The sequence below is a fragment of the Streptomyces sp. E2N166 genome, assembly GCF_003671715.1.
In the GTDB taxonomy this organism is placed as follows: domain Bacteria; phylum Actinomycetota; class Actinomycetes; order Streptomycetales; family Streptomycetaceae; genus Streptomyces; species Streptomyces thinghirensis.
The window spans coordinates 42,908-65,397 of the sequence record NZ_RAIF01000006.1; the positions used below are offsets into that span (position 1 = coordinate 42,908).

Below are 22,490 nucleotides of genomic sequence, written 5' to 3' on the forward strand. Positions count from 1 at the left end.
GGGTTGAGGGACACCGGAACGAAGACCGGTGCTGCAAGATTGCTGTATGTGGGTTCAGCGAGTGATCGAACTGACCGGGTGGGAACCGCTCGGGATCTGCGTCGACTGGGCGGCGATCGAGGGAGAGCTGGGGGTTCCGCTGCCGTCGGACTACAAGGAGCTCTACGAGGCGTTCGGCGGCGGCGTCTTCAGTGATTCCGTCTACTTTCTGGGGCGCGACGAGGGCAGCGTGTTCGACTTCCTGACACAGTGGCGGGTCTGGCTGTCGGTCGACCAGGACGGCGAGCTCGGAAGCGTCTCCGCCGTCGATCCCCATGCGATCTACGCGCCGGGCGGCAAGGGGCTGGTGCCCTGGGGCTCCACCGAATGGGCCGACGGGTACTTCTGGCTGATCGATGCCGAGCGCCCGGGCGATCACCCCGTCCTTGCACGGCCCGAGGACGGCGTGTGGCGCCGGTACGACATGTCCACCTCTGAGTTCCTCTACCGCGTCCTTACCGATGCCGATTTTCAACCCTTCGGGATCGCACAGTACAACCTCGGCACGACGTTCAAGCCCGGCTCCGGCGACCCCTTCGACGGCCAGCCGTTCTGACGAAAGGCCGGCCGTCCCACATTCGCGGACACGACAATGCCGTCGTTTCTCAGCGAGATTCGTGAGCCAGATGATCACCAACTGCCTCCGGAACCGGTCGCCAAACGCTGTTCCTGGAGATCAACGAAGCCACCCTGCCGTCCGCACAGCCGGGACACCAGCGGGGAGCAGCGCGCTTCGTGCCTGAACTGGCCCAGGACGACCGGCCGGACGTGTTCGGCACTTCTCGGCCGCTGCTGAAGGGGCGGGGCCCGATGTCACTGGTGAGCGCGGTCGGGCAGCGCGGTGACTTCCCGCGATTCCAGGTAGTTTTGGGCCGTATCCGGGTGGCCAGGCTCGCGCCGGGGCCGCCCGCGCACCCGGCCGGGCAAGGTTCACGCCGACAAGGCGTACGGAACCCTCACGGACCGCACCCACCTGCGCGAACGCAGTATCCGGTGCACGATCCTGGAGAGGCGTGACCGGATCGCCAACCGCGAGGAACGAAGCTCCCACGGTGGCCGGCCGCCGAAGTTCGACAAGGCCGACTGCAAAGAGCGCCACGCGGTGATGTGCAGAATCAATCGCCTCACACGCCACCGCGCGGTCGCCACGAGATACGACAAGTCCGCCGTCCACTACGAGGCGACGGTGCTGGTGGCAGCCCTCAACGAGTGGCTGGACCAGCACTTCCGAAGGGCACCCTAGTCCCGTACGGCTGACAGCTCGCGCACCGTCGCCATATCGCTGAACGGGATCAGCTGGTCGCCGACGATCTGGTACGGCTCACTGCCCTTCCCCGCGACCAGCACGATGTCGGCCGGCCCGGCGGCGGACAGGGCGAAGGCGATGGCGTCGCGGCGGTCGGCGATCCGCTCGAAGGGGGTGCCGGTGGCCGTGAGTCCCGGAGCGATCTGGTCCATGATCGCCTGGGGGTCCTCGTCACGGGGGTTGTCCGATGTGAGCACGCACAGATCGGAGTGGGTCCCGGCGATCTCCCCCATCTGGGGCCGCTTGGTGACGTCCCGGTCTCCTCCGCAGCCGAAGACCGTGATGACGCGTGCAGCGGCGAAGTCCCTGATGGCGGCGAGCACCTTGTCCAAGGAGTCGGGCGAGTGCGCGTAGTCCACGATCACGGAAGCGCCCTGCGGGGTCTCGAGCCGTTCCAGTCGCCCCGGGACCGGGGGCATCCGGTCGAGCGCCGCCACCAGACCGGCCAAGTCATGGCCCAGCAGATGGCATGCGGCCAGGGTGGCCAGGGCGTTGGAAACCGAGAACCTGCCGGGCACTGGGATCGCGGCCGGATACTTGCGCCCCTCGTGGTGGAGCGTGAACCGCGTACCGAAGGCATCCATGTCCAGGTCGGTCGCCCGGTAGTCGGCTTCGGCGTCCAGGGCGTACGTACGGACCAGACCCGGCATCATCGCCGGAATCAGCGCGCCGACCGGGTCGTCCGCGTTGACCACCGCGCGCCGGCAGAGTCCGTCGAAGAGCCGGAGTTTGGCGTCCCGGTAGTGCTCCATCGTGCCGTGGTCGTCCAAGTGGTCCTGGGTGAGGTTGGTGAAGACGCCCACGTCGATGAAGGAGTGGTCGATCCGGTGGTTCAGCAGGCCCATCGAGGTGGCCTCCAGGACCACGGTGCCCACCTCGTGATCGCGCATGTGCCCCAGCAGATACTGGAAGTCCGGTGACTCCGGAGTGGTCAGCACCGAGCGCGGCATCGGGATCAGCTCGTCCCCGATCCGGTTCCCGCCCGTCCCGATCACACCCACCTTCCCGCCCTCGGCGATCCGCAGTACGGACTCCACCATGTACGAGACGGACGTCTTGCCGTTGGTGCCGGTGACGGCCACCATGTCCATCGCCCGGCCGGGCTCCCCGTAGTAGCGCGAGGTGATCAGCGCTGCGGTCTTACGGGTGTCGGCCACCCGCACGACGCAGGCGCCTTGTGCCGACGGCCATACCGCTGCGGGAAGACCGGCCGCGGGCTCCTCGACGAGCACCGCGACGGCGCCCCGCGCCAGCGCGGAACCGACGGCCTCGGGGCCGCCCTCGCGGTGCCCGGGCACCGCGAGGAAGAGCGAACCCGGTGAGACGCGGTGGGCATCCAAGCATGCTCCCGCGGTGACTCTCGTCCCCGGATCGCCCAGAAGCAATTCGTAATCGTGCCCGGCCAGCAACTCGCTCAGCTTCACAGGAGGTCCTCTCAGGATGCCGCCGGCCCGCCGGCTCGCGGAAAGCGATACCGACGGCACGCCAGGGGCGCGGGCGCAGGGGGAAATGCGGGGGGAATGTGCGGTTCAGGGATACACGGTGCGGGAGCCCGCGGAACCCTTCCGCAAAGGCTCAGGAGGAGGCCGCAGCGCGCCGGGGCCGCCGTGGAGGTGTGCCTGCGGGCGCCTGGGCATGGCGGGACGAGGGAGGCGGGAGAACCGGATGCGCGGGCCCGTCGGGAAAGTTGCTAGCCGTGCCCGTGCAGCGCACGGCAGCGCGCACGGGGCGCGACGGGACCCAGCGGTTGACGGGCCCGGACCGGGCCCTCCGCCGCCGTATGTGTATGCCCCATAGGGCGAGTGTACTGCCCCGAGCGCCCGCCCCTACGGGAACGGAGCTCGCCACCGGCCGAAGTCGCCCACCCCAAGGAACCATGCACACCCTGCAACTCCGGCGCGGCGATGCAGGAGCCCAGCTCTCCCGCCCCGATCCGATGCCACACCACGCGGCCTTGGCGATCACCTCATCCACCATGCTGATCACCTCGCCCAGAAAATCGACAGCGGCAGTGGGACCGAGTGGTTCCAACAAGCGAGACCAGGTTCCAACTACTGATCTTTTCGTTAGGGTCCGTCTTCAGAGATCATTCGGGTGGTGGATCATGGTGTCGTGATACGTCGTCATGAACTCACTGACCAGGAGTGGGAGTTACTCGCTCCGCTGATACCTTGGTAGTCGTCCAGGCCGCATTCCTGTTTCGCGCTCTGGAAGCATTCCTCGATGGCCCACCGGCTGCCCGCGATGCGGATCAGCTCATCAAGCGTGGTCCCGGTGGGGCAGTAGGCGATGTAGTAGGAGATCTCCTGCGGGCGGGCGACGCTGCGGCGGGCGATGACCCAGTGCCGCCGGTCGGGTCGGTGCCAGGGCCGGACCTCGACGCGTGCCCAGTCGTAGATCCGCAGGCCGTGGGCCCCGCTGCCGCAGGAACGACGCTTCCATTTCTGCCGGGCGAGGCCGTTGAACAGGTCGTGGACGGGATGGTCGATCACCCAGCGGGTGACCACGGTGTCGTGGCGGGTGGTGGCCATGACGTGGAAGACGTCCGCCCGCCCCAGCTCGGACCGCCAGCCTTTGCTGAATCCGTAGGCGGCATCCGCGGTCACCCACCGAAACGGGATCTTGTCCGCGTTTACGCGGCGGACCATCGCCTTGGCCATGGCCACCTTGGTCTCGAAGGCGACCTCGTCGTCGACGCCGGCCCGGCGGCACCTTTCGCGGTCGTCGGTCCAGGAGGTGGGCAGATACAGACGTCGGTCGATCAGCGTCCGCCCGCGGTCCGTTGCATAGGCGAGGAAGACGCCGACCTGGCAGTTCTCCGTCCGCCCAGCGGTGCCGGAGTACTGCCGCTGCACTCCTGCCGACCCGCGTCCCCTTCTTCAGAAGCCCGTGTCGTCCACGACCAGGACGGCGTCCCGGTCGCCGAGGTGCAGCGGAGCACCGGACAGACGAATCACTCGCGCATACGGCCTGACGCGGGCGAGGCGAGCATCGCTTTGAGGATGCGTTGCAGCTCAACGCGGTCCTGGGGGGTGACCCTCGCCAACCTGCGGTCGTACTCCGCCGCGAGAGCTGCAAGTGCTCGATCGCGTGCTTGCGTGCCCTCAGCGGTCAGTACGAGCCGATGACGCCGCAAGTCCGCCTCGTCGATCTCGCGGCGGACAAAGCCCTTGGCGACGAGGTTGCGAACGTAGACCGTCACGCTCGCCTTGGGCAGCAGCAGCGCAGTCGCGATCTCAGCCGGGTACGGCGATGCCTCCACCTCGGCCAGGACGAAAAACTCCTTCGTCTCCAACCCGAGCTCGGCCAGCTCCCCCGTGCATGCATCCATCACAACACCCAGCAGCCGCTGGTTCAGCGTCCACAGCTGCGCCCCGTCGACTGACATCGACCCTCCATCCAGGTGATACAGTTTCGTATTAGTTTCAGACCGTACAAGATATTGTTTTGTACTGGATTTCTATGGAACAACAATCTCACGAAGGAAGCCAGGCATGCTTCAGCACCTCACGATCCCGCGCGGTCCCATCAACCTCGCCGCGGACCTCCACCTGCCCGACAACGCCGACAGCAGCGCACCGCTGCGCGCCGTGGTGCTCTCCACTCCAGGCAGCAGCGTGAAGGAGCAGATCGGCGCCAACTACGCCTCCCGTCTCGCCGCCCGCGGCATCGCGGCGCTCGTCCTCGACCCCGCCCATCAGGGCCAGAGCGAGGGCGAGCCCCGCGACCTCGAAGACCCCTACCGCCGAGGTGAGGACATCTCCTACGCCATCGACGTGCTCACCACGACCCCCGGCATCGACTCGCAGCGCATCGGCGTCCTCGGCATCTGCGCCGGTGGCGGCTACGCCGTGCACACCGCCCGCACGGACCACCGCATCAAAGCGGTCGGCACGGTCGTCCCCGTCAACATCGGCGCCTCATTCAGCAGCTTCCAGCCCGACGGCCCGGCCGCAGCACTCGACGCCCTCGCGGACGCACGTACCGAAGAGGCCCGCTCGGGCGAGACGACCCGCGTGAACTGGCTGCCCGACACCCTCGAGGACGCCACGGCAGCGGGCCTGACCGACATCGACACCACTCAGGCCGTCACCTACTACCGCACCGAGCGCGGCGGTAACGAACACTCCACGAACCGGCGCCTCTTGCGCAGCGACTCCCTCCTGCTGGGCTACGACGCGTTCCACCTGGCCGATCAGCTCATGACCCAGCCACTCCAGGTCATCCTCGCCGGACGCATCGGCAACACCGGCTCCTACGACACCGGCATGCAGCTGTGGAAGCTGGCCCCCAACCCCGTCGACCTCATGGTGATCGACGGCGCCGGCCACTACGAGATGTACGACGAACCCGAATACGTCGACGCTGCCGTCGAACGACTCACCAGCTTCTATGCGAACAACCTGTAAGGCATCCGAACCGGTGAGCCTTCCCGGTCAGAGCACTAGCAAGCAGCTCCCGGCCCCGTTCCTGCGCGACGCGCCCATCCTGGCCACGGCCATGACCGAGCTCCTGCAGCACGGACCCGCAGCGCCTGTCTGGCGACCTGTCACCCAACCCGGCCACACACCCGTTCAGCTGCCCGAGCCCGTCGCCCAGCTGGCCCGCACTGTCGCCGCGAACCGCAAGGGGCATGCGACCATCGGCGCCCTGCCACCGTCTCCATGGCTCTTCCCCGGCGGCCAGCCCGGACGTCCAATCAGCACCACACAGCTGGCCCAGCACCTGAACCAGCTCGGGATCCGGCCCAACCAGGCCCGCAGCACCGCTCTCTTCCAGCTCGCCACCGAGATCCCCGCCGCGATCCTCGCCCGCACCCTGGACATCCACACCGACGTCGCCGTCGCCTGGCAGCGACTCTCCACAGGCGACTGGGCCACCTACGCCGCCGAGGTCAGCCAGCGAGCGAGGCCGACGTGACGCTTCCGGACGGCCACTCCAGGACCGTCAGCTCGGGCCACAGCTCACGCCACCGCGCCGCCTTGCTCTCATGGACCGACTGCGGCGCGAGCACCGGATTCGGACGAACGACGAGGTTGAACACGTCCGAAAGCCCGTGCGGCGCATACACACGCCACCGGCCGTCAGGGACCACACAAACTCCCAGACAGCACGTCGTCGCAGCGAAACTGTCGATCGCCGCCTCGGTGGAGTCATACGGCGAACACGCCACTCCGAACTTCTCCTCGTACCAGAGGTGAACCCGTGCCTCGTTCCGGATCTCGACCTCTGCGGGCAGGTCGGCGAAGACCGCCTGCCCAGCCTTGATCACGGCGTCCTCAGCCTCCCAGGACAGATCGCCCTTGTCGAAGTAGAAGACGTCGTAGTCCTTGATGCCGCTGGTCGGCGGCCTGTCCGTGACTACGTTCCACACCGTCTGGAACAGGCACCCTGCCGTCACATACCACCCAGGCAGATCCAACGTCGCAGTCCGAGCCAGCACCTCCGTCAGCACATCGTTGCGCGACAGCACCGCGCGCAGGGACTCAAGTTGCTCGTCGAGAGGAAGTCGGCTGATCACCAACCCTGCCTACCACGGCTCGCCCGCCAGCGGGCTCGATCCGCCTCAGAGGACCCTCGCCCCAGCGGCATTCCAGCAGTTGCAATACCCGACGTCACCATTAGTGTCCCTGAAGCGGGAACGCGAAGCGATCACGACCATGCGGCAGCACACCATCGACCGTTCCGGACGGCCAGCACCATTCGCCAGCACCGCCGACTACGAGGCTCAGAGGCTCAGTCGGTCGCTGTCCCGTTCAGCAACTGCCGCGAGCCCAGCAACAACGTCAAGGCCGGCGGCAAAGCCTGTGCGATCCGCTTCCAGTGCGCCGGCTACGGCTTCTATCGCCCCGACCCGTCCTACCTGCCCGCGATCGAGGAGCACGTCAACGACCTGCGGACCGACCGCGAGACCGCCAAGGCCATGGACGCCGACGACTTCGTCGTCCGCAACCTCACCGACCAGATCACCGCCTTCACGACCGTCGCCGACACCATGCGCGACCGGCTCAGCAAGCTCCCCACGGACGAGCGCGAGGAAATCGAGGAGGCCAGCAAGATCCTGCGGAAGGCCCGCGCGCACGAGATCATGCCCACGTGACCCCTTGGATCCGCGCCTACGACGACGACAGCGACACCTGGTCCTACTTGGAGCTCGACGCCAACGGATGGGCGCTACGGCAGGTCGACCTGCAAGGACCTCAACGCCGGCCCGTGGCTGCAGCCCGCCTGACGGAGGCCATCGAAGCCCGGGACCACGCCGACCTCGCGGCGATGACCGCCTACGAGCGGAAGTATGGAGTCCTCGCGGAGGGCAGTCTGCACAGGTGGCAAGAGGCGGACGGCACTGCCGAGATCACCCAGCATGAATTTGAGTCGACGTGGGCCGCCGCGCGAGAGGCCCTCGACGTGAATCGCACCGAGGAGACCAGTTGATCACGGAGTACCAGCAGAGGCTGCGCGAGCGCTACCTCACCGCACCCGTCATGCCGGCCCCGGAGCCATGGCAGCCGGCACTTGACCGCAGAACCCCCATCGGCGGCCTGCTCGGCATCGGCTTTGCCGCCCACCCCGACAGCGGGCACGACCTCGTCATGGTCGTCTCCAGCGACGGACACGGACTCTTCGACGCCGTCACTGGCGAGAAGATCGCCCGCGACCGGGACCCCAACCCCGACACCAGCACTCCCGACGCCCAGCCAGACCTCACCTGCCCCGGTCTCGGCCCGATCGAAGGCACCCAGGTCCGCATCGCCGGTATCTTCGGCGGCGGCCTCCACAGCACCACCCCCGACGGATGGTCCGTGGACATCGTCAGCCCGGAATGGCCCCACGACCGCGTCATCCTCTCCGCTGGCGGAGGGGTCCACAAAGGCACAGCGGGAGAGACATGGTGGCACGTCTTCCACTCGGAGTACTCAGAACTTCGCACCGCCGGATTCTCTCCCTCCGGCCTCACCCTGGCCGTCGCCACCAGTAGCGACCTCACTCTCTGGACCCGCCAGCGGCTCCACTACAACGACTGAGTCCAACTCCGGCACCAAAGGGCAGGAAGGGGGCAGATGAACCGGGCAGCTCTGGCCGAGATGTTCAACGGACAGACCACAGCTCGCGAACCAGCGAAGGCAGCACTTCTCGGCGGAGGTGACTTCGTCATCTGGGACGGCACCGTCCGCAGTCAGCGACTTGCCCGCATCTACGCCGCTCGCCACCGGCGCGCAAGGAGACGGGGCGCCGAGACACTCGCCCTGTCGACCACCGTCGACATCCTCAGCCAGTACGGCACCGCGCCGTTGCGAATCGGCTGCATCTTCACGCGCCACAGAACCTGCGCCTTCATGCTCTTCCTTGCCGAGGACGCCAGCGTTGTCTTGGCCTGCACGGGAGTCCGCCAAGCCGACCAATGACAGCTGGCGGCGGCGGAGAAGGCGATGCGGGCGCGGCGTGGACCGTGTGGTCGGGTCACCAGGCGACGGCCGGGCGCTGGCGGGTGAGCCGGGCGAGGTGGATCTCGCGCAGGTCCTCCCACGGCGTGCAGTCCTCCACTGAGGGCAGGCCGTTGGTGGCGATGTCTTCGAGGACGGCGGCGAGCTGGTCGGCGTTCTCGCGGGTCTTGGCCACATAAGCGCGGACCGCATCGGCGGCCGCGGGCTCCAGCTGCTGGCGGGCCGTGTCCGTGGTGGCCGGCTGTTCGCTCATCGAGGGCTCCAGGGCGCGTGACTGGCGTATCGCACCACGGGTACCGCCGGGCGCGAGAGGGGGTGGCCCTTCCGTCCGAAGCCGTTTACCGGTCCACCGCTTGGCCTGCGGCCGGCGCTGGATCCTTGTGCGGCTCACGCTGCTACGCCTGCTCCCCGCCCGCACAGCAGCGCCACCCGGACGGGAGAGCAACACTTCGGGCCGAAGAGCCTTGGTGTGCAAGTATCACCGAATACGCGTCAGCTGACCCGAAGACCGACCGCCAGCGTCAGTTCAAGAACCCGGTGCGGCGATGCGAGATCCGGAAACACCTCCCGCAGCTGCGACATCCGGTACCGGACCGTCTGGGGATGGACGAACAACGCCGCCGCCACCTCGTCCCGCCTGCCCTGGTGCAGCAGCCACGCCCGCAGCGTCTCCTCCAGCCGCCGTGCGGTCGCGACAGGCAAGGTCCGCAACGGTGCGAGGGCTCGGGCACGCAGGTCTGCGAAGGCGTCCACGTCGGCGCTCAGCACCAGCTCGGGCAGGTGGTCCTCGGTATCGCGAATATCAGGGGAGAGGGAGCGCGCGCGTACGGCTCGTGCGTACGAGGCGGACGCACGAGTCCATGGCCGGGCCGGGCCGACCACGGCGGTGCGGTCGGTCAGCTGCCGCAAGAGATGTGATCGGTCGGCATCGGGGACGAGCAGCACACCGGTGGCGTCCGGCAGGTCGTCGAGGACGAGGGTGCTCGGGTCGAGTGCGCGGTAGGCAGGCCGGGTCTGGGCGGCGGGCAGCAGGACCGCGGTCAGCGAGACCGGAGCCTGCCATCCGGCCCGTTGAACAGAGGCCAGCAGCACGTCCGGGCTCGCGCCGGCGAGGAGGTCACGGGCCAGGTGCTCCAGGTGGCGCTCGTGGGCCCTGCCCCGGGCGGCCAGTTCGTCGGCGTGGCCCGCGGCACTCGCGGCGGAGAGCTCGTCAATGTAGGCGAAGGTCAACTCGGCGAACTTGGCGACCTCGGCGGCGGGCAGACCTGCGGGTACGGCGCCCGCTGCCAGGCATCGCCAGGCCACGCGGGCGCCGACGCGGTAGGCGCTGAGTAGGGCGTCCATCGAACGGCCGTCGCGCACCTCGCCGCGGCCCAGCTCGTAGGCTGCGTCACCGGCGTCGCCGCCTGTGGCGTTCCCGCTCGCGAGGTCCAGGTAGTGCCCCAGGGCAGTTCGGACAGCTCGGCGGATGGTGGCGCCCATGTGGCCGGAGAGGGCGTTGGCGTAGGGAGGGACCTCGTCGATGATCGCCTGGACGACCTCGTCGGCGGTGGTCTTCAGCGCGGCCCGCAGTGCGGTGACCGTCGTCTCATCCAGGGCCAGTTCGCTGGCCCTCCGAAGTGCATGGCTCACGTTTTGTTCCCTGCGAACAATTCAGCCGACCAGATTTACATCCTGCGGTCAGGACTTTACGCCTTGAGGCACAGCAAGCTGAAGTCATGACGAGTACAGCGCTCCGCAGCAGGGCGTGGAAACTGCTGGAGATGGTCACGACTCCGCTGCTGCCGTCGGACTACCTCGACCTGGTCAGCCCGCTGCGTGCGGGCGCTGACCTGCGTGGGCGCATCGAGGCCGTGCGCCCCGAGACGGGTGACGCCGCGACAATCGTGATCAGGCCTGGACGGGGCTGGCGCGGCCACACAGCCGGTCAGTACGTGCGGATCGGGGTCGACGTCGACGGGGTGCGCCTGTGGCGTGCCTACTCCATCACCTCGCCGGCAAACCGCCAGGACGGCCGCGTGACGATCACCGTAAAGGCGATCCCGGACGGCATGGTCAGCAACTACCTGGTCCGCAGGGCGAAACCGGGCACGCTGATCCAGCTCGACCAGCCGACTGGTGACTTCGTGCTGCCGCAGGTCAAGCCCGCCAAGGTGCTCTACCTGACGGCCGGCAGCGGCATCACGCCCGTGATGGGCATGCTGCGCGACACCGAGTTCGACGACGTCGTCATGGTCCACTGCGCGCCACGGCCGCAAGACGTGATCTTCCGCAACGAACTGCACGACCTGGTCGCGGACAAAAAGCTGCGGCTCACCGAGGTGCACACCGACACAGACGGCATGCTCGACATCGCCCGTCTCGACGAACTCGTGCCCGACTGGGCCGAGCGCGAGACCTGGGCTTGCGGGCCCGCGGGCCTGCTCGACGCCGCCGAAGAGCACTGGACCAAGCACGGCGTACAAGAGCGCCTGCACACCGAACGCTTCCGCCCCGGCATCGTCGTCGCCGGCGAGGGCGGCGAGGTCACGTTCAGCGCCACCGGCAAGACCGTCGACGCGGACGGCGCCACGCCGTTGCTGGACATCGGCGAGGAGGCCGGTGTGCTCATGCCCTCCGGGTGCCGGATGGGCATCTGCTTCGGCTGCGTCACGCCGCTCAAGGCAGGCGCCGTCCGCGATCTGCGCACCGGCGAGATCACCGAGGCCGAGCCCGGCGTCCTCATCCAGACCTGCGTGTCCGCCGCGGCGGGCCCCTGCGACATCGAACGGTAGGAGCACCTTGACCTCCATCGACCCCACCGCCCACCTGACCGCGGAGCAGATCGAGGAGCTCGGCCGCGAGCTGGACACGATCCGCGACGAGGTGATCGCCGGCCGCGGCGAGAAAGACGCCGCCTACATCCGTAAGGTCATCTCGGCGCAGCGCAAGCTCGAGCTGGTCAGCAGGGGTGTGCTGCTGTTCTCAATCTTCCCGCCCGCGTGGCTGCTCGGCACCGCCGGTCTGTCCGTGGCCAAGATCATGGACAACATGGAGATCGGCCACAACGTCCTGCACGGCCAGTGGGACTGGATGCGCGACCCGAAGATTCACTCCACCACCTGGGAGTGGGATCACGTCTCGCCGGCCGACCAGTGGAAGCACTCGCACAACGAGCTGCACCACACGTACACCAACGTGATCGGCAAGGACAACGACCTCGGCTACGGCATCATGCGGGTCGACGAGGACCAGAAGTGGCACCCGTTCCACCTCGGCCAGCCGCTGTGGAACTTCATCAACGCCTGCTTCTTCGAGTACGGCATCGCAGCGTACGACCTGGAGCTCGGCAAGAACCTCAGCAAGCACCGCCGCAAGAACCCGGAGTTCCGCGCGCGGGCCAAGGCCGTGGGCCGCAAGATCCGCAAGCAGGTGCTCAAGGACTACGTGATCCACCCGCTGCTGTCGGGCCCGTCGTTCCTCCCCACCCTCGCCGCCACGTTCACCGCGAACCTGGTCCGCAACATCTGGTCCCACTCGGTGATCATGTGCGGACATTTCCCCGAGGGCGTACAGGTCTTCGAGCGCCGATCGATCAAGGGCGAGACGCGCGGCCAGTGGTACCTGCGCCAGATGATGGGCTCGGCGAACATCAGCGGCAGCAGGGCCATGCATTTCATGACCGGCAACCTGTCGCACCAGATCGAGCACCATCTGTTCCCGGACCTGCCAAGCAACCGGTACGCCGAGGTCGCGGTGAAGGTGCGCGCGCTGTTCGACAAGTACGAGCTGGAGTATGTCACCGGGCCGCTGCCCAAGCAGGTGGTCTCCGCGTGGCGCAAGGTCTTCCGGCTCTCGCTGCCGAACAAGAAGCCCAAGGCCAAGACGCCGGACCGCGAGCATGAGCTCGTCGCGGCCTGATTCCCGGTATTGATTGGTTCAGACCCTTCGGCCGTCCCGGCGGCACCGCCTCCCGTCCCTGGCCCGTTCGCTCGCAGCCGTCCACGAACAGCGACGAGCCCTGGAAGCGCAGATCGAACAGCTGTTGGAGGCCCACCCTAATGGGCAGTGATGTGGGGCACCGCCAGGCCCACCCCGGCCCATCGAGGGCCCTGAAAGAGACTGCGGGCCCCGCATCACTCTCGTAACGGTGGTCGGTTCCGGAGAAGCCGCACACACCCCCTGGGACTTGGATCCCTTGGTCAAGAGTCGGCCTCCGGGACCGCCCAGCCCCACGAGTTCGCGCCTCCACCGCATCCTCCTGGCCCTGCAACTCCCGCAGGTCGACGTCGAGGTCGACGTCGAGGTCGGCATGAAACGGAAGATCGCCAACACATCGGCCGCTGGCCAGACCCACAGGTTGGGGCACTCGGCATCCACCGGGCGGGACAGCACGGCCTCCGCCCGGGGCATCGGAAGCACTGTCTCTCCCTCGGAGTACTGGCACTTCCAGCCTGATGTGCATCACCAGCCGCCGCACTGCCTCGTCCGGCACATCACACCACCGCACATTGCCCGGGGCCGAGTACGGTACACGCGCATCGGCGTACCCCAGCATCCGCGGCTCGCCAGCCCCAAGGATACGGAGCGCCTCCGCCAGCTCCCCGGCCCGCACAGTGTCTACGTCCCAGGTCGCCGTGACGACCGCGGTCCGCGCGCCCGCAGTCGCATGACGAGCCAACACCTCACCCACAGACAATGATTCGTCATCCGGGGGAGCGAACACAGCCAGCAGACTCGGCACCGTCACAATCCAGACCACCCCCCGGCACGAACGAGAGGGCCGGATCGTACGCCGCCCAGCACGGGGGCGAGCGACGGCTGAAAGATTCCATAACGCCGACCACGCTGGCTGAGATTCCATGTGATCGCTACGTGGGGCCCACCCAGCGGGATCACGCATGTCCGATTCGTTCAAGAGGACCGTGGCCACCGTCCATTACCGTCACCGCCATGAACAACATCGGCGAGGCTTCACGTCACCTCAGTACCCGTGTCGACCGCACCGTCAACGACGTCTACGCCTACGCATCGGACCCGGCCAACCTGCCCGCGTGGGCCCATGGCCTGGGAGAATCAGTCGAAAGGGTCGACGACCATTGGGTCGCGGAGTCCTCCCCCATGGGACGAGTCGTGATCACCTTCGCACCGCACAACGAGCTGGGCGTACTCGACCACGACGTCACGCTCCCCTCCGGGGAAACCGTGTACAACCCGGTCCGCGTCATCGCCAACGGCGCAGCGAGCGAAATCGTGTTCACCCTCCGCCGTCGGCCCGGGACCAGCGACGCCGACTTCGACCGCGACGCCAGCATGGTCGCCGCCGACCTGGCCCGCCTCAAGAAGCTCATGGAGTCCCGCTGACCTCCCCCGAGACCCGCCGATCACGTGAGAGCCCCGGGACCAGGCCCCGCCCCGTCAATCGCCCAGACACTCTGACTACCACGACAAGAACACCAGACACACCGCTCCGCTCAGGAGTACCCATCCACCCCAGACACAGACCACAATTAGGCGAACCGTCCCCCGCCGGCATGGGGAGCAGTTCGACTGGAACAAGCCCGCGCGGCCCGGCGAGACGCCACCCCCGCGAGCGCGGGGAGGCACGTCGCCCGCATCTTCGGCGAGCTGGCCGACGAGGGCCGTCGCCGCACGGGGACCATCCCTGCGGGTGCGGGGAGCGGCATGAACGGCGCCCCCAAGGCGTTCTGCGCGAGGGACCATCCCTGCGGGTGCGGGGAGCGGACTGTTTGACCTGCGATCTTATAGCCGCAGTATCGCAGTCTCAGCCACTTTCACAGATACCGGCAAATAGCACACGGAGTGGCATCAGGAACGCAGGGCCACCCAGAGCACGCCGAAGAACCGGCGCGTGCTCGAGGCCGACGAAGCCCAGGTCGGCGATGGTGCCGAGGCCGGCCGCAGCCTGGCGGTGAGCCGGTCGTGGCGGCAGGCGGTGATCTCCGAGGTCCGTCCTGGCCGGGTCGCCGAGACCCAGAGCAGTCGGCCACGGTCGTCGGTGAGCGCAATCACGAGCAGGCCATGGCATCGGCTCTTGCCCGGGTGGTTCTTCCGGTTGTCCTTGCCGGTACGCCGCCGGGTGCGGATCAGTGTGCCGTTCGTGATCACGGTGGCCGTACTCATGCCCGCACCCGCCCCGGCAACACGCTGACCAGAAAAGACGCAACTACAAATGCCGTGTGTGTGCTCCCCGCTTTGGACGAATGTGTCCTGCGCTCAAGTGCAGCACCGCCGTTCGTCTACGGGTGACAAGCCCAAATCGCGGCATGGCCCCGTGGCCGGACAGCGCGTCAGCAACTGGAGGAGGTGCTGATGCGGATGCCGGTCACCGTGTAGGCAGAGCCGAAGTACTGGGTGGAGTTCGGGGGCAAACACATGTCCCAAACCGCGCCTGTGGAGTTGGTTTGCACACGGAGGTGAGCCACGTCGTCGTTGCGGGTGTTGAGGACATAGTCGGCGCCCCGGCTGGCCGAGCCGAGGTTCTGCCAGCTGCTAGTGACGTCCTGGAACCCAGCGTTCGGGTCCTTGGCGTCCCAGTTCGACTTCTTGAGATAGAAGCAGACCCGGGGATAGGCACATCCCCGTGTGGGAGATTCAGCGGCCGTGGCCGATGGCGCGACGGCCAGCGAGGCGGCGGCGAAGGCGGCGGCACCGACGACAATGGCTGACCTGCGAATGGCATCCATGGGGATGACCCTACGGAGGAACCTCGTACGAACCTTACTGAAAAGTTATAGGTTCCCCGCCTCCGCGATGCTCGGCACGATGAGGGCGCGCTGCGCGAGTTTCCTCCCTCTCAGGTCGTGCGGCCCTGCCCAGCACATCGTTTGAACCCGGAGGTTCAGATGAGAACGCGCCCTACGCGCACAAAGGTCGTCACCACGACTGCGGATGGCGTCCCGACGAGTGGTGTAAGAGATCTCCGCGGTTGAGTGCGCGGGTTCCGCTCCCCGGGATGCACCGTCTGCCGATGTCTACTCCCTGCTCAACCGGCAGGCCACCGGGCAACTGTCCAGAATGAAGGGGCAGTTCGACCCCCGGGGTGCACGATGGCCTTGTCTCAGCATGACCTACTGCGCCTGCTTGAGTCACTTACGTTCGGCCGATGGTCTTGAACTCGTCCCCAAGGTCGCCGAACGGCTGCTGCAGGAACTGATCGAGGCCGAGGCCACCACAAAGATCGGCGCCGAATGGGGCGAACACACCGACACCCGCACCACCTGGCGCGACGGACACCGCGAGAAGACGGTGACCGCGCAGGCCGGCGACCTGGAACTCGCTCTCCCGAAACTGCGGGCCGGAAGGCCGTAGTGAGCCGACCCTCGAAGGCGATCTGGAACGCGTTGAGAGGTGTCTTCCAGCGCCATCGCTTGCGGCCCTTGCCGGTCGGGGCGAGGCTCGTCAGAGCCATGGAGACGCACTTGAGGGTGGCGGCCTCGTTGGGAAAGTGTCCGCGGGCCCGGACGGCCTTGCGTATGCGGGCGTTCACGGACTCGATCGCGTTCGTCGAGCAGATGACCTTCCGGATCTCGACGTCAAAGGAGAGGAAGGGCACGAACTGGGCCAGGAGTTCTCCCACAGCTTGATGGTCGCCGGATACTTCCGGTCCCAGGCTTCCGGGAATTCCCCGAACCGCTCCGTCGCCGCCTATTCGCTGGGGGCGATGTAGACGGGTTTGAGGGCCTTGGCAACCTTGTCCCAGCCCTGACGGGCCGCGCAACGGAAGCTGTTGCGCAGGAGATGAGCTCGGCCATGCCCTCCATCACCTTGTCGGTGATCGTGGAGATGGTCTGCTTGGACACCTCCGCCCCGTAGACCTCGGCCAGGTGCGCGGAGATCTCCCCGTGGGTGAGGCCCTTCGCCGACAGCGACAGCACTACCTCGTCCACGCCGGACAGGCGGCGCTGCCGCTTCTTGACGATCTGCGGCTCGAAACACCTGGCGGTGTCCCGGGGCACCCTGACCTCGACCGGGCCGACATGCCCGGTGATCTCGCCCTCCAGCGCGGGCTCCAGCACTCGCTTGGTGAGCTGCTGGAGCAGTCCGCCTTCGCCAGTCAGCTGCAGGCCCTCGCTGCGGGCCCGGTCGACCAGCATCGCGACGAGCTGTTCGTCCGACGCGGCCGACGGCGTTGCACCATCCGCCGGCTCCTCGACGGACTCGTGCTCGATCGTCGTCTTGCTCACTTGGCGTCTCTCCTTGATCAGCAGATCCGCCGTTGACCAGACACTCCCCCTTCACGATGCCCTCATCACTGCGCAAGCCGACCCAACAGGGGCGTCTCGAACGGCTCAGCCTGACATGCGGCTACCGGCGGGCACTGGTGAAGTAATGCTGTCCCTGTCCTCCAGCATCTGGAGAAAGATCATGATGGGTATACGTAGGACTGCCGCGGCCACCGTCCTGGCTGCTGCTGCTGTGCTGGCCGGATCCGGCGTGGCCGCGGCGGGAGACGACTCCGGCGGTGACAGCGTCCAGCAGGTGCTGGACGCGCAGTGCAACGACTTCACCACCCAGGTAGGTGTGGTCAACGTCAACCAGGGTCCTGTCTGTATCGACTTCGACGACGACAACGCCGGCACTCAAGAGGCCCTCGGCGGGGACAGCTACGACAACAACACCACCGCCTACTGCAACTCCTTCGTGAACCAGTACGGCGTGATCAACGTCAACCAGGGACCGGTCTGCATCGACTTCTGAAGTAGCGTCGCGCGGACCGAATCCGAACGGCGGAGCTCCCTTCCCGCCGAAAGGCCAAGCCGCTGCGCGTGGATACTCCGGTCGCGTGAAGGGAACGCACGAAGTGCGTGAGCATCCGACCTGGCGCGGCTTCGCAGTCAATTGGTTCTCCCAGCTGGCTCCGACCGCGCCAGGCTGGATGAGGTCGCCCCAAGTGTCCCTTCTCGTCGAGCCATTACGGCACGCCGGCGGAGTAGCGATGCACTCAGCTGCCCTGGGCGCACGAGCAGGAGCCGACTTACGGCGCATCGGTCGCGTTTGTTCCCCGACCTGGCTGGCAGCGCTACAGTGACGCCCCCGCTGGGCAGGGGCCTCCATCCGCATCCTGCCCCGACCGCTCCCCGCCGGTCGCCCCGGAGCGGGTTGGCGGTGCGAAACCGAGCCTCCTGACCCTCTGGCGACATCGCGGACCATTCACGCGAAGTAACCCCCGTCGCACCAGATGGCATCCCGGCCACCGCAGGATATGGCGGGCAGAACCGCCTGCCGGGGCCACGGGCGGAAGAGGATCCGGCACATGGTCCGAATTCCTTTGCATACAGGCGCCAGCTCAGTTCGGCGGCGTGGGCGCCGCGAGGGTGGCGCCGCACGCAGGAGCTCCCCCAGACGTCGCGAGCCGGACACTCCGAAAGCCAAGGTCTGGCGTCGACCACGCTCAGGCGCTGCTGCCTGGCGAACATCCCCGCCGGCCCGGCCACGCGGCCTCTTCTGATGCTCACCGCAACATCGGCGCCGTGTACCTGACAGGCGGTGCCGTTACCGGTAGTTCGTCAAATTCGGCGGCAGAGGTCAATGCCGTGTCCGGTGGTGACCGCGCCGATCAGGGCCCGCAGGTCCGGGGGTGGGTCTCTGTCCGTCCAGGATCGCCACAGTCGGTTCAGGGTGGTGGCAGGGGTGAGCCAGGCGCGTACCGAACGTAATGCCGTGGGCCAGCAGGGCTGGTGGGGCTGGTGGGGCTGGTGGTGTCCGGTTGGTCCCCCTATCTGGCCCCTCGTCGGGGCACGGGCCCGGGGCTGTGGCGTGCAGGGGGCCGGGTGGGGCGAACCACTGGGCCCAACAGAAGGAGAAGGCGCGGTTGACCAGGGTCTGGTGGCGGCGGATGGCGCGGTCGGAGCGGACTTGAAAGTCGGCCCAGCCAAGTTCGTCCTTGATGTGTTTGCAGCTCTGCTGAAGTGCCATCTGAGTGCCGTCACCTGACATAGGCTCGTCACTGAAGAAGCCTCCGTGGACGGTCTCGTCGTTGGGGGGCGCCATCGCACGCCCCCGTCCGGTTGTGTTGATGTGCGTCAGACCCTGTGGCGGGGTGGCGCCGCAAACCGGGCAGGGAGTCCGATCTTGAGCAGGGCCAACGACCCAGTGCCGGTCAAGACGCGGCCGCAGTCTTCAAACGGGAGGGGTCCATGCTGAAGCAGGTCGCCGAGGGTGTACTGATCCACCAGAGTGAGTTACTCGAGAACAACACCGTTGTCGTGCATGGCAGGGACGGCGTGCTACTCGTAGACGTCGGGATTACCGGCGCCGAAATGACCTGCCTGGCGAACGACCTTCGTGAGCTGGGCCAGCCCGTTGTGGCAGGCTTCTCGACGCATCCTGATTGGGACCACGTGCTCTGGCATGCCGAACTTGGCGAAGCGCCTCGCTACGGCACAGCCCGCTGCGCGGCCTTCATGCAGGATGTGTTGTCGAACGCGGACTGGAAGGCTGGCGTCGCCGAGGGGCTGCCGCCGGAAATCGCCGAGGACACACCGCTGGCCTTGTACGGCCTCATCACTGGTCTGCCTGCTGAAACCGCGCAGCTTCCCTGGGATGGCCCCAAGGTGCGGATCATTGAGCATACGGCGCATGCCCCGGGCCATGCGGCGCTGTTGATCGAAGAACGCCGAGTTCTCATCGCCGGAGACATGCTCTCCGATGTCTTCGTTCCCATGTTCGACGACACCGACAACCCGATTGAGGACTACCTCGTCGGGCTGGGACTGCTCGAGGGCGTAGCGGACGACGTCGATGTCCTCATCCCCGGGCATGGATCCGTCGCCAGGGACGAGGAGGTACGCGCGCGGATCAAAATGGATCGAGCGTACGTGGAGGACCTACGTGACGCCCGGGTCACCAGCGACCCACGGGTCGTATCGCCCAAGCCCGGCTGGGAGTGGGCAAGCGGCATTCACGAAGGGCAGGCCCGAAGCCTCGCCGGAGGAAGCGAGCACGAGGGGACGCCTGACCAGAGATCCGCTTCCGCCACAGGACGACCCGGCCAGTGAACCGATTCCAAGCTGGCGTCGCTGACCACGAGTGCGAGCCTCCGGCGCGTGATCCGAATCGAGAAGTCACAGACCGGGTCAAGCAGCCAGAGCTGCCCAACACGTTGGAGGACTCGACCGTCCTCCGTCCTGGCCCTTCGTATCCGCTGGTCACCGGCATCAAAGCTGAACGGCCGTACTGCTTCTACGTCGTAAAGAAGTCGGCGAGCGCTCGGCCGATCTGACCGGGGGCATTCTCCGTGGGGATGTGATCCGCATTCGGGATACGGAGGAGCGTAGTGTGAGGCATTTCGGCGGCGAACCGCTCGGCGTACGCCACCGTCTCGTGGAGATCGTCCTCGCCCCAGATCAGCAGCTTGGGCACGATGGACCTCTGCAGCGGGGCAACGAGGTCGAGTGTGTAGCGATTGTCGGCCGCGCCCGCCAGGGCCGTCCAGGAGCGGCGCACCCGCTCATCGGTCCACGGATCCGCGTAGTCCGCGATCAACGACTCAGTGGCGATACCGGACAGCACCCTCGCAATCGCCTGCCGGCGGGCGGCGAGCACGCCTTCGCCCGTGGCCGAGTCCCGGAATCGGGCGACGTGAGGCGCGGGCCAGGAGTCGTAGAGGACCGAGTTGACCAAGGCGAACCGGGACACGTCGAGCCGGTTGTAGGCAAGGAGGTGCTGGGCGATGGCGCCGCCGATGTCGTGGCCTGCCAGGGCGATGGGGCCGGAGAGGTTCAACGCGGAGACGAATCGAGTCACCCAGTCGGCGAGAGCCGGAACCGTGGCCGATTCAAGGGTGAGTTGGCCTCCTGAACGTCCCAGTCCGGGGAGGTCGACCGCCAGGGGCCGCAGCCCCGCGTCGGCGAGGTGGCCGAGTACCGGGAGCCAGACCCGGCTCCAGTACGTTCCGTGCAGCATCAGGAGGGGCGGGGCGTCCTGCCGCCCTGCGGTCAAGTAGCTGGCCGGCTCGCCGTCGACCTGGACCACGGTCCTCGACACTGTCGTTTCGGTGGTTTCGCTCATGGGTCCACTGTGTCCTGTGCGGGCCGTCCGGCCGAGAGTCCAGAAAGACACTTGAGGGTATAATCTTGCCATGCGTCCTCATCGGGTGGTGGCCTTGATCAACCCGCCGCAGTCACCCTTCGAACTCGCCTGTGCCACCGAGGTCTTCGGCACCGCCCCGCAGGACGAGCCGCCCCGTTACAGCATCCGTATCTGCTCCGAGTACCCCGGCCCTGTGCAGACCACCGCCGGCTACGCGATGCTCGTCGACACCGGCCTTGAGGCCCTGAAGCAGGCGGACACCGTGGTCGTCCCCGGCTGGCAGCCGCCGGGCGCACCCGTACCACCGGCCGTCACCGCGGCGCTGCGGGCCGCCCACCGGCGCGGGGCGAGGATCGTCGCCATCTGCACGGGGGCTTTCGTCCTCGCCCGGGCCGGACTGCTCGACGGCCGCCGCGCCACCACCCACTGGCGCGACACCGCCCGACTCGCCGCCGCCTTCCCTCATGTGCACATCGACCAGAACGTGCTCTTCGTGGACCACGGCGACGTGGCGACCAGCGCCGGAACCGGCGCGGGCATCGACCTGTGCCTGCACCTGGTCCGTTCCGACCACGGCGCGGCCTACGCCACCCAGATCGCCCGGAACATGGTCCTGCCGCCACACCGGGAGGGCAGCCAGCTCCAGTACGCGGCACAGCCCGCACCAGCCAAGGCGGACGAGACACTGGCGCCACTGCTGGAGTGGGCCACCTCCCGGCTCGACACCCGTCTCACCCTCGACCGCCTCGCCGAACACGCCGGACTGTCCAGCCGTACCCTCGCCCGGCGGTTCACAGAACAGCTCGGCACCAGCCCCGGACACTGGCTGCTCCGCCAACGCATCGACGCGGCACGGGTATTGCTGGAGCAGACCGACCTGCCGGTCGAAGCCATCGCCACCCGCGTCGGACTCACCTCGGCGGTCAACCTGCGCCGCCGCTTCCGGGCGCATCTGGGCACCACGCCCGGCGCCTACCGACGCGCCTTCAGTCAGAAGCCTTCAGTCAGCCCCGATGGTCGGGTGACCCGAGGGCGAGATCCCCTCGGGCTACCCACCGGCCGAGATCGTGCCTAACGTGCTTGAAGGCGTTCATGTCCTCTGACTCGGACCAATACTTGACAGCTGTGGACAAAGACGGACCCCGAAGCCGAGTTCGAAGGCTTCGACCGCGTCCGCCGCCCCGCCGCACCGAACCGAGCCGTCGTCCTGGTCACCCACCGCATGCCCGGCGTCCGCCACGCCGACCACATCCACGTCCTCGACAACGGGCACCTCGCCGAGCACGGCACCCACGACGAACTCATCGCCGCCCGCGGCCGGTACGCCGCCATGTTCTACGCCCGGCAAGCCCAACACGCCCCGACCGCGACCATCCCTCACCCCGCCGCGCCCACCGTCTCGGACCAGGTGAGACCCACTCGACCGCTGTGTACGCCGACGCCGTCGTCGCCATGCGCCACAGCGACACCCGCCAACGTCCGACGGTGGGTGGGACCGGCGCGCACACGCCGCGCGGTGTCCGGAGCCCCGGACCCGGTCAGCCGGCTTCCGTCAGGGCCGCGTGCGCGGCGGTGAGGATCTCCTCGGAGAGCGGGGGACCCGCGGTGGCCCGGGACAGCACCAGCGCACCGAACAAAGTGCACAGCCGGGTGATGCCGTCCTCGCC

At 67.6% G+C, this 22,490-nt stretch carries 23 protein-coding genes and 6 pseudogenes; 16 read left to right on the forward strand and 13 right to left on the reverse strand.

Going from position 1 to position 22,490, the window contains the following annotated elements:
- The first annotated feature begins 61 nt into the window (after positions 1 to 61).
- Positions 62 to 595, forward strand: a complete 534-nt coding sequence (locus tag EBH09_RS00320) for an SMI1/KNR4 family protein (protein ID WP_193776040.1) — start codon at positions 62 to 64, stop codon at positions 593 to 595.
- 549 nt (positions 596 to 1,144) lie between these two features.
- Positions 1,145 to 1,282 (forward strand): hypothetical protein, encoded by a 138-nt coding sequence (locus EBH09_RS38305; protein WP_238697104.1) that lies wholly within the window; start codon positions 1,145 to 1,147, stop codon positions 1,280 to 1,282.
- Here EBH09_RS38305 and EBH09_RS00330 read toward each other — a convergent pair.
- The 3 genes and pseudogenes from EBH09_RS00330 to EBH09_RS00340 all read right to left on the reverse strand — a co-directional run bounded on the left by EBH09_RS00330 (position 1,279) and on the right by EBH09_RS00340 (position 4,733).
- Entirely contained in the window at positions 1,279 to 2,769 is a 1,491-nt protein-coding gene (locus tag EBH09_RS00330) for a UDP-N-acetylmuramoyl-L-alanyl-D-glutamate--2,6-diaminopimelate ligase (protein WP_121745091.1), read from the reverse strand. The two genes, EBH09_RS38305 and EBH09_RS00330, sit on opposite strands and share 4 nt — an antisense overlap.
- Positions 2,770 to 3,468: 699 nt before the next feature.
- Positions 3,469 to 4,275: pseudogene (locus EBH09_RS00335) on the reverse strand (IS701 family transposase); the annotation flags it as partial.
- Between the two features lie 23 nt (positions 4,276 to 4,298).
- Positions 4,299 to 4,733 carry a MarR family transcriptional regulator gene (locus tag EBH09_RS00340; RefSeq protein WP_077058845.1) on the reverse strand — a complete coding sequence of 145 codons (435 nt, stop codon included), beginning with the start codon at positions 4,731 to 4,733 and terminating at the stop codon, positions 4,299 to 4,301.
- Between the two features lie 106 nt (positions 4,734 to 4,839).
- Between EBH09_RS00340 and EBH09_RS00345 the strand changes: the two genes are divergently transcribed.
- Positions 4,840 to 5,754 (forward strand): alpha/beta hydrolase, encoded by a 915-nt coding sequence (locus EBH09_RS00345; RefSeq protein WP_121745092.1) that lies wholly within the window; start codon positions 4,840 to 4,842, stop codon positions 5,752 to 5,754.
- A 91-nt stretch (positions 5,755 to 5,845) separates the two neighbouring features.
- Positions 5,846 to 6,265, forward strand: a complete 420-nt coding sequence (locus EBH09_RS38310) for a hypothetical protein (RefSeq protein ID WP_238697105.1) — start codon at positions 5,846 to 5,848, stop codon at positions 6,263 to 6,265.
- Here the strand turns inward: EBH09_RS38310 and EBH09_RS00355 are convergent.
- The gene (locus tag EBH09_RS00355; protein ID WP_121745093.1) at positions 6,240 to 6,866 is read right to left on the reverse strand and encodes a nucleotidyltransferase family protein; all 627 of its coding nucleotides are present in this window, start codon (positions 6,864 to 6,866) and stop codon (positions 6,240 to 6,242) included. The two genes, EBH09_RS38310 and EBH09_RS00355, sit on opposite strands and share 26 nt — an antisense overlap.
- Positions 6,867 to 7,268: 402 nt before the next feature.
- On the opposite strand from EBH09_RS00355, the gene EBH09_RS39900 reads away from it, so the two are divergent.
- From EBH09_RS39900 to EBH09_RS00370, 4 genes are read left to right on the forward strand one after another with little or no spacing between them, the layout of a single operon-like run.
- A complete protein-coding gene (locus EBH09_RS39900; RefSeq protein WP_193776041.1) occupies positions 7,269 to 7,445 on the forward strand; it encodes a hypothetical protein in 177 nt (58 codons plus the stop codon).
- Complete coding sequence (locus EBH09_RS00360; RefSeq protein ID WP_121745094.1) at positions 7,442 to 7,780, forward strand: hypothetical protein; 339 nt, start codon at positions 7,442 to 7,444, stop codon at positions 7,778 to 7,780. The genes EBH09_RS39900 and EBH09_RS00360 overlap by 4 nt, the downstream gene beginning before the upstream one ends.
- Positions 7,777 to 8,370, forward strand: coding sequence for a hypothetical protein (locus EBH09_RS00365; RefSeq protein ID WP_121745095.1), 594 nt, complete (start codon positions 7,777 to 7,779; stop codon positions 8,368 to 8,370). Before EBH09_RS00360 ends, EBH09_RS00365 begins: the two co-directional genes overlap by 4 nt.
- Before the next feature lie 36 nt (positions 8,371 to 8,406).
- Positions 8,407 to 8,751, forward strand: a complete 345-nt coding sequence (locus EBH09_RS00370) for a hypothetical protein (protein ID WP_121745096.1) — start codon at positions 8,407 to 8,409, stop codon at positions 8,749 to 8,751.
- A 55-nt stretch (positions 8,752 to 8,806) separates the two neighbouring features.
- On the opposite strand, the gene EBH09_RS00375 is transcribed toward EBH09_RS00370, so the two are convergent.
- Positions 8,807 to 9,043: a hypothetical protein gene (locus EBH09_RS00375; protein WP_121745097.1), complete on the reverse strand. Its 237-nt coding sequence runs from the start codon at positions 9,041 to 9,043 to the stop codon at positions 8,807 to 8,809.
- Positions 9,044 to 9,282: 239 nt separating this feature from the next.
- Positions 9,283 to 10,422, reverse strand: coding sequence for a PucR family transcriptional regulator (locus EBH09_RS00380; protein ID WP_121745098.1), 1,140 nt, complete (start codon positions 10,420 to 10,422; stop codon positions 9,283 to 9,285).
- 86 nt (positions 10,423 to 10,508) lie between these two features.
- Here EBH09_RS00380 and EBH09_RS00385 point away from each other — a divergent pair, with 86 nt between their 5' ends.
- Positions 10,509 to 11,564 carry a ferredoxin reductase gene (locus tag EBH09_RS00385; protein ID WP_238697106.1) on the forward strand — a complete coding sequence of 352 codons (1,056 nt, stop codon included), beginning with the start codon at positions 10,509 to 10,511 and terminating at the stop codon, positions 11,562 to 11,564.
- Between the two features lie 7 nt (positions 11,565 to 11,571).
- A complete protein-coding gene (locus EBH09_RS00390; RefSeq protein WP_121745100.1) occupies positions 11,572 to 12,690 on the forward strand; it encodes an acyl-CoA desaturase in 1,119 nt (372 codons plus the stop codon).
- Positions 12,691 to 13,027: 337 nt separating this feature from the next.
- Here EBH09_RS00390 and EBH09_RS38320 read toward each other — a convergent pair.
- Together EBH09_RS38320 and EBH09_RS00400 are read right to left on the reverse strand one after the other, a co-directional pair.
- Positions 13,028 to 13,227: pseudogene (locus tag EBH09_RS38320) on the reverse strand (hypothetical protein); the annotation flags it as partial.
- A pseudogene (locus tag EBH09_RS00400) lies at positions 13,223 to 13,519 on the reverse strand (PIG-L family deacetylase); the annotation flags it as partial. The pseudogenes EBH09_RS38320 and EBH09_RS00400, both read right to left, overlap by 5 nt.
- Positions 13,520 to 13,722: 203 nt before the next feature.
- Between EBH09_RS00400 and EBH09_RS00405 the strand changes: the two are divergent.
- A complete protein-coding gene (locus EBH09_RS00405; RefSeq protein WP_121745101.1) occupies positions 13,723 to 14,133 on the forward strand; it encodes an SRPBCC family protein in 411 nt (136 codons plus the stop codon).
- Positions 14,134 to 14,598: 465 nt separating this feature from the next.
- Here EBH09_RS00405 and EBH09_RS37630 read toward each other — a convergent pair whose 3' ends face one another.
- Together EBH09_RS37630 and EBH09_RS00415 are read right to left on the reverse strand one after the other, a co-directional pair.
- Positions 14,599 to 14,898: a transposase family protein gene (locus EBH09_RS37630; protein ID WP_238697107.1), complete on the reverse strand. Its 300-nt coding sequence runs from the start codon at positions 14,896 to 14,898 to the stop codon at positions 14,599 to 14,601.
- Positions 14,899 to 15,080: 182 nt separating this feature from the next.
- Positions 15,081 to 15,476 (reverse strand): hypothetical protein, encoded by a 396-nt coding sequence (locus EBH09_RS00415; RefSeq protein WP_121745102.1) that lies wholly within the window; start codon positions 15,474 to 15,476, stop codon positions 15,081 to 15,083.
- Between the two features lie 397 nt (positions 15,477 to 15,873).
- On the opposite strand from EBH09_RS00415, the gene EBH09_RS00420 reads away from it, so the two are divergent.
- Positions 15,874 to 16,101 (forward strand): transposase, encoded by a 228-nt coding sequence (locus EBH09_RS00420; protein WP_238697205.1) that lies wholly within the window; start codon positions 15,874 to 15,876, stop codon positions 16,099 to 16,101.
- A gap of 13 nt (positions 16,102 to 16,114) precedes the next feature.
- Here the strand turns inward: EBH09_RS00420 and EBH09_RS00425 are convergent.
- Positions 16,115 to 16,886: pseudogene (locus tag EBH09_RS00425) on the reverse strand (transposase); the annotation flags it as partial.
- A 271-nt stretch (positions 16,887 to 17,157) separates the two neighbouring features.
- Between EBH09_RS00425 and EBH09_RS00430 the strand changes: the two are divergent.
- Positions 17,158 to 17,490: a hypothetical protein gene (locus EBH09_RS00430; RefSeq protein WP_153182570.1), complete on the forward strand. Its 333-nt coding sequence runs from the start codon at positions 17,158 to 17,160 to the stop codon at positions 17,488 to 17,490.
- Between the two features lie 1,439 nt (positions 17,491 to 18,929).
- Positions 18,930 to 19,790: an MBL fold metallo-hydrolase gene (locus tag EBH09_RS00445; protein WP_121745104.1), complete on the forward strand. Its 861-nt coding sequence runs from the start codon at positions 18,930 to 18,932 to the stop codon at positions 19,788 to 19,790.
- Positions 19,791 to 19,974: 184 nt separating this feature from the next.
- Here the strand turns inward: EBH09_RS00445 and EBH09_RS00450 are convergent, their stop codons facing one another.
- Positions 19,975 to 20,802: an alpha/beta hydrolase gene (locus tag EBH09_RS00450; RefSeq protein WP_121745105.1), complete on the reverse strand. Its 828-nt coding sequence runs from the start codon at positions 20,800 to 20,802 to the stop codon at positions 19,975 to 19,977.
- 70 nt (positions 20,803 to 20,872) lie between these two features.
- Between EBH09_RS00450 and EBH09_RS00455 the strand changes: the two genes are divergently transcribed.
- Positions 20,873 to 21,898: a helix-turn-helix domain-containing protein gene (locus tag EBH09_RS00455; RefSeq protein ID WP_121745106.1), complete on the forward strand. Its 1,026-nt coding sequence runs from the start codon at positions 20,873 to 20,875 to the stop codon at positions 21,896 to 21,898.
- Positions 21,899 to 21,961: 63 nt separating this feature from the next.
- Positions 21,962 to 22,399, forward strand: a pseudogene (locus EBH09_RS38325) (ABC transporter ATP-binding protein); the annotation flags it as partial.
- Here the strand turns inward: EBH09_RS38325 and EBH09_RS00465 are convergent.
- Positions 22,362 to 22,490 (reverse strand): annotated as a pseudogene (locus EBH09_RS00465) (TetR/AcrR family transcriptional regulator); the annotation flags it as partial. The pseudogenes EBH09_RS38325 and EBH09_RS00465 overlap by 38 nt on opposite strands.

Excerpts from the sequence above, each read along its gene's own strand:
- EBH09_RS00375 (WP_121745097.1), bottom strand. The coding sequence starts at position 9,043 with ATGAGCGAACAGCCGGCCACCACGGACACGGCCCGCCAGCAGCTGGAG.
- EBH09_RS00385 (WP_238697106.1), top strand. The coding sequence starts at position 10,509 with ATGACGAGTACAGCGCTCCGCAGCAGGGCGTGGAAACTGCTGGAGATG.
- EBH09_RS38305 (WP_238697104.1), top strand. The coding sequence starts at position 1,145 with ATGTGCAGAATCAATCGCCTCACACGCCACCGCGCGGTCGCCACGAGA.
- EBH09_RS00345 (WP_121745092.1), top strand. The coding sequence starts at position 4,840 with ATGCTTCAGCACCTCACGATCCCGCGCGGTCCCATCAACCTCGCCGCG.
- EBH09_RS00450 (WP_121745105.1), bottom strand. The coding sequence starts at position 20,802 with ATGAGCGAAACCACCGAAACGACAGTGTCGAGGACCGTGGTCCAGGTC.
- EBH09_RS00415 (WP_121745102.1), bottom strand. The coding sequence starts at position 15,476 with ATGGATGCCATTCGCAGGTCAGCCATTGTCGTCGGTGCCGCCGCCTTC.
- EBH09_RS00370 (WP_121745096.1), top strand. The coding sequence starts at position 8,407 with ATGAACCGGGCAGCTCTGGCCGAGATGTTCAACGGACAGACCACAGCT.
- EBH09_RS00430 (WP_153182570.1), top strand. The coding sequence starts at position 17,158 with ATGATGGGTATACGTAGGACTGCCGCGGCCACCGTCCTGGCTGCTGCT.
- EBH09_RS00455 (WP_121745106.1), top strand. The coding sequence starts at position 20,873 with ATGCGTCCTCATCGGGTGGTGGCCTTGATCAACCCGCCGCAGTCACCC.
- EBH09_RS00340 (WP_077058845.1), bottom strand. The coding sequence starts at position 4,733 with ATGTCAGTCGACGGGGCGCAGCTGTGGACGCTGAACCAGCGGCTGCTG.
- EBH09_RS00405 (WP_121745101.1), top strand. The coding sequence starts at position 13,723 with ATGAACAACATCGGCGAGGCTTCACGTCACCTCAGTACCCGTGTCGAC.
- EBH09_RS38310 (WP_238697105.1), top strand. The coding sequence starts at position 5,846 with ATGACCGAGCTCCTGCAGCACGGACCCGCAGCGCCTGTCTGGCGACCT.
- EBH09_RS39900 (WP_193776041.1), top strand. The coding sequence starts at position 7,269 with ATGGACGCCGACGACTTCGTCGTCCGCAACCTCACCGACCAGATCACC.
- EBH09_RS00445 (WP_121745104.1), top strand. The coding sequence starts at position 18,930 with ATGCTGAAGCAGGTCGCCGAGGGTGTACTGATCCACCAGAGTGAGTTA.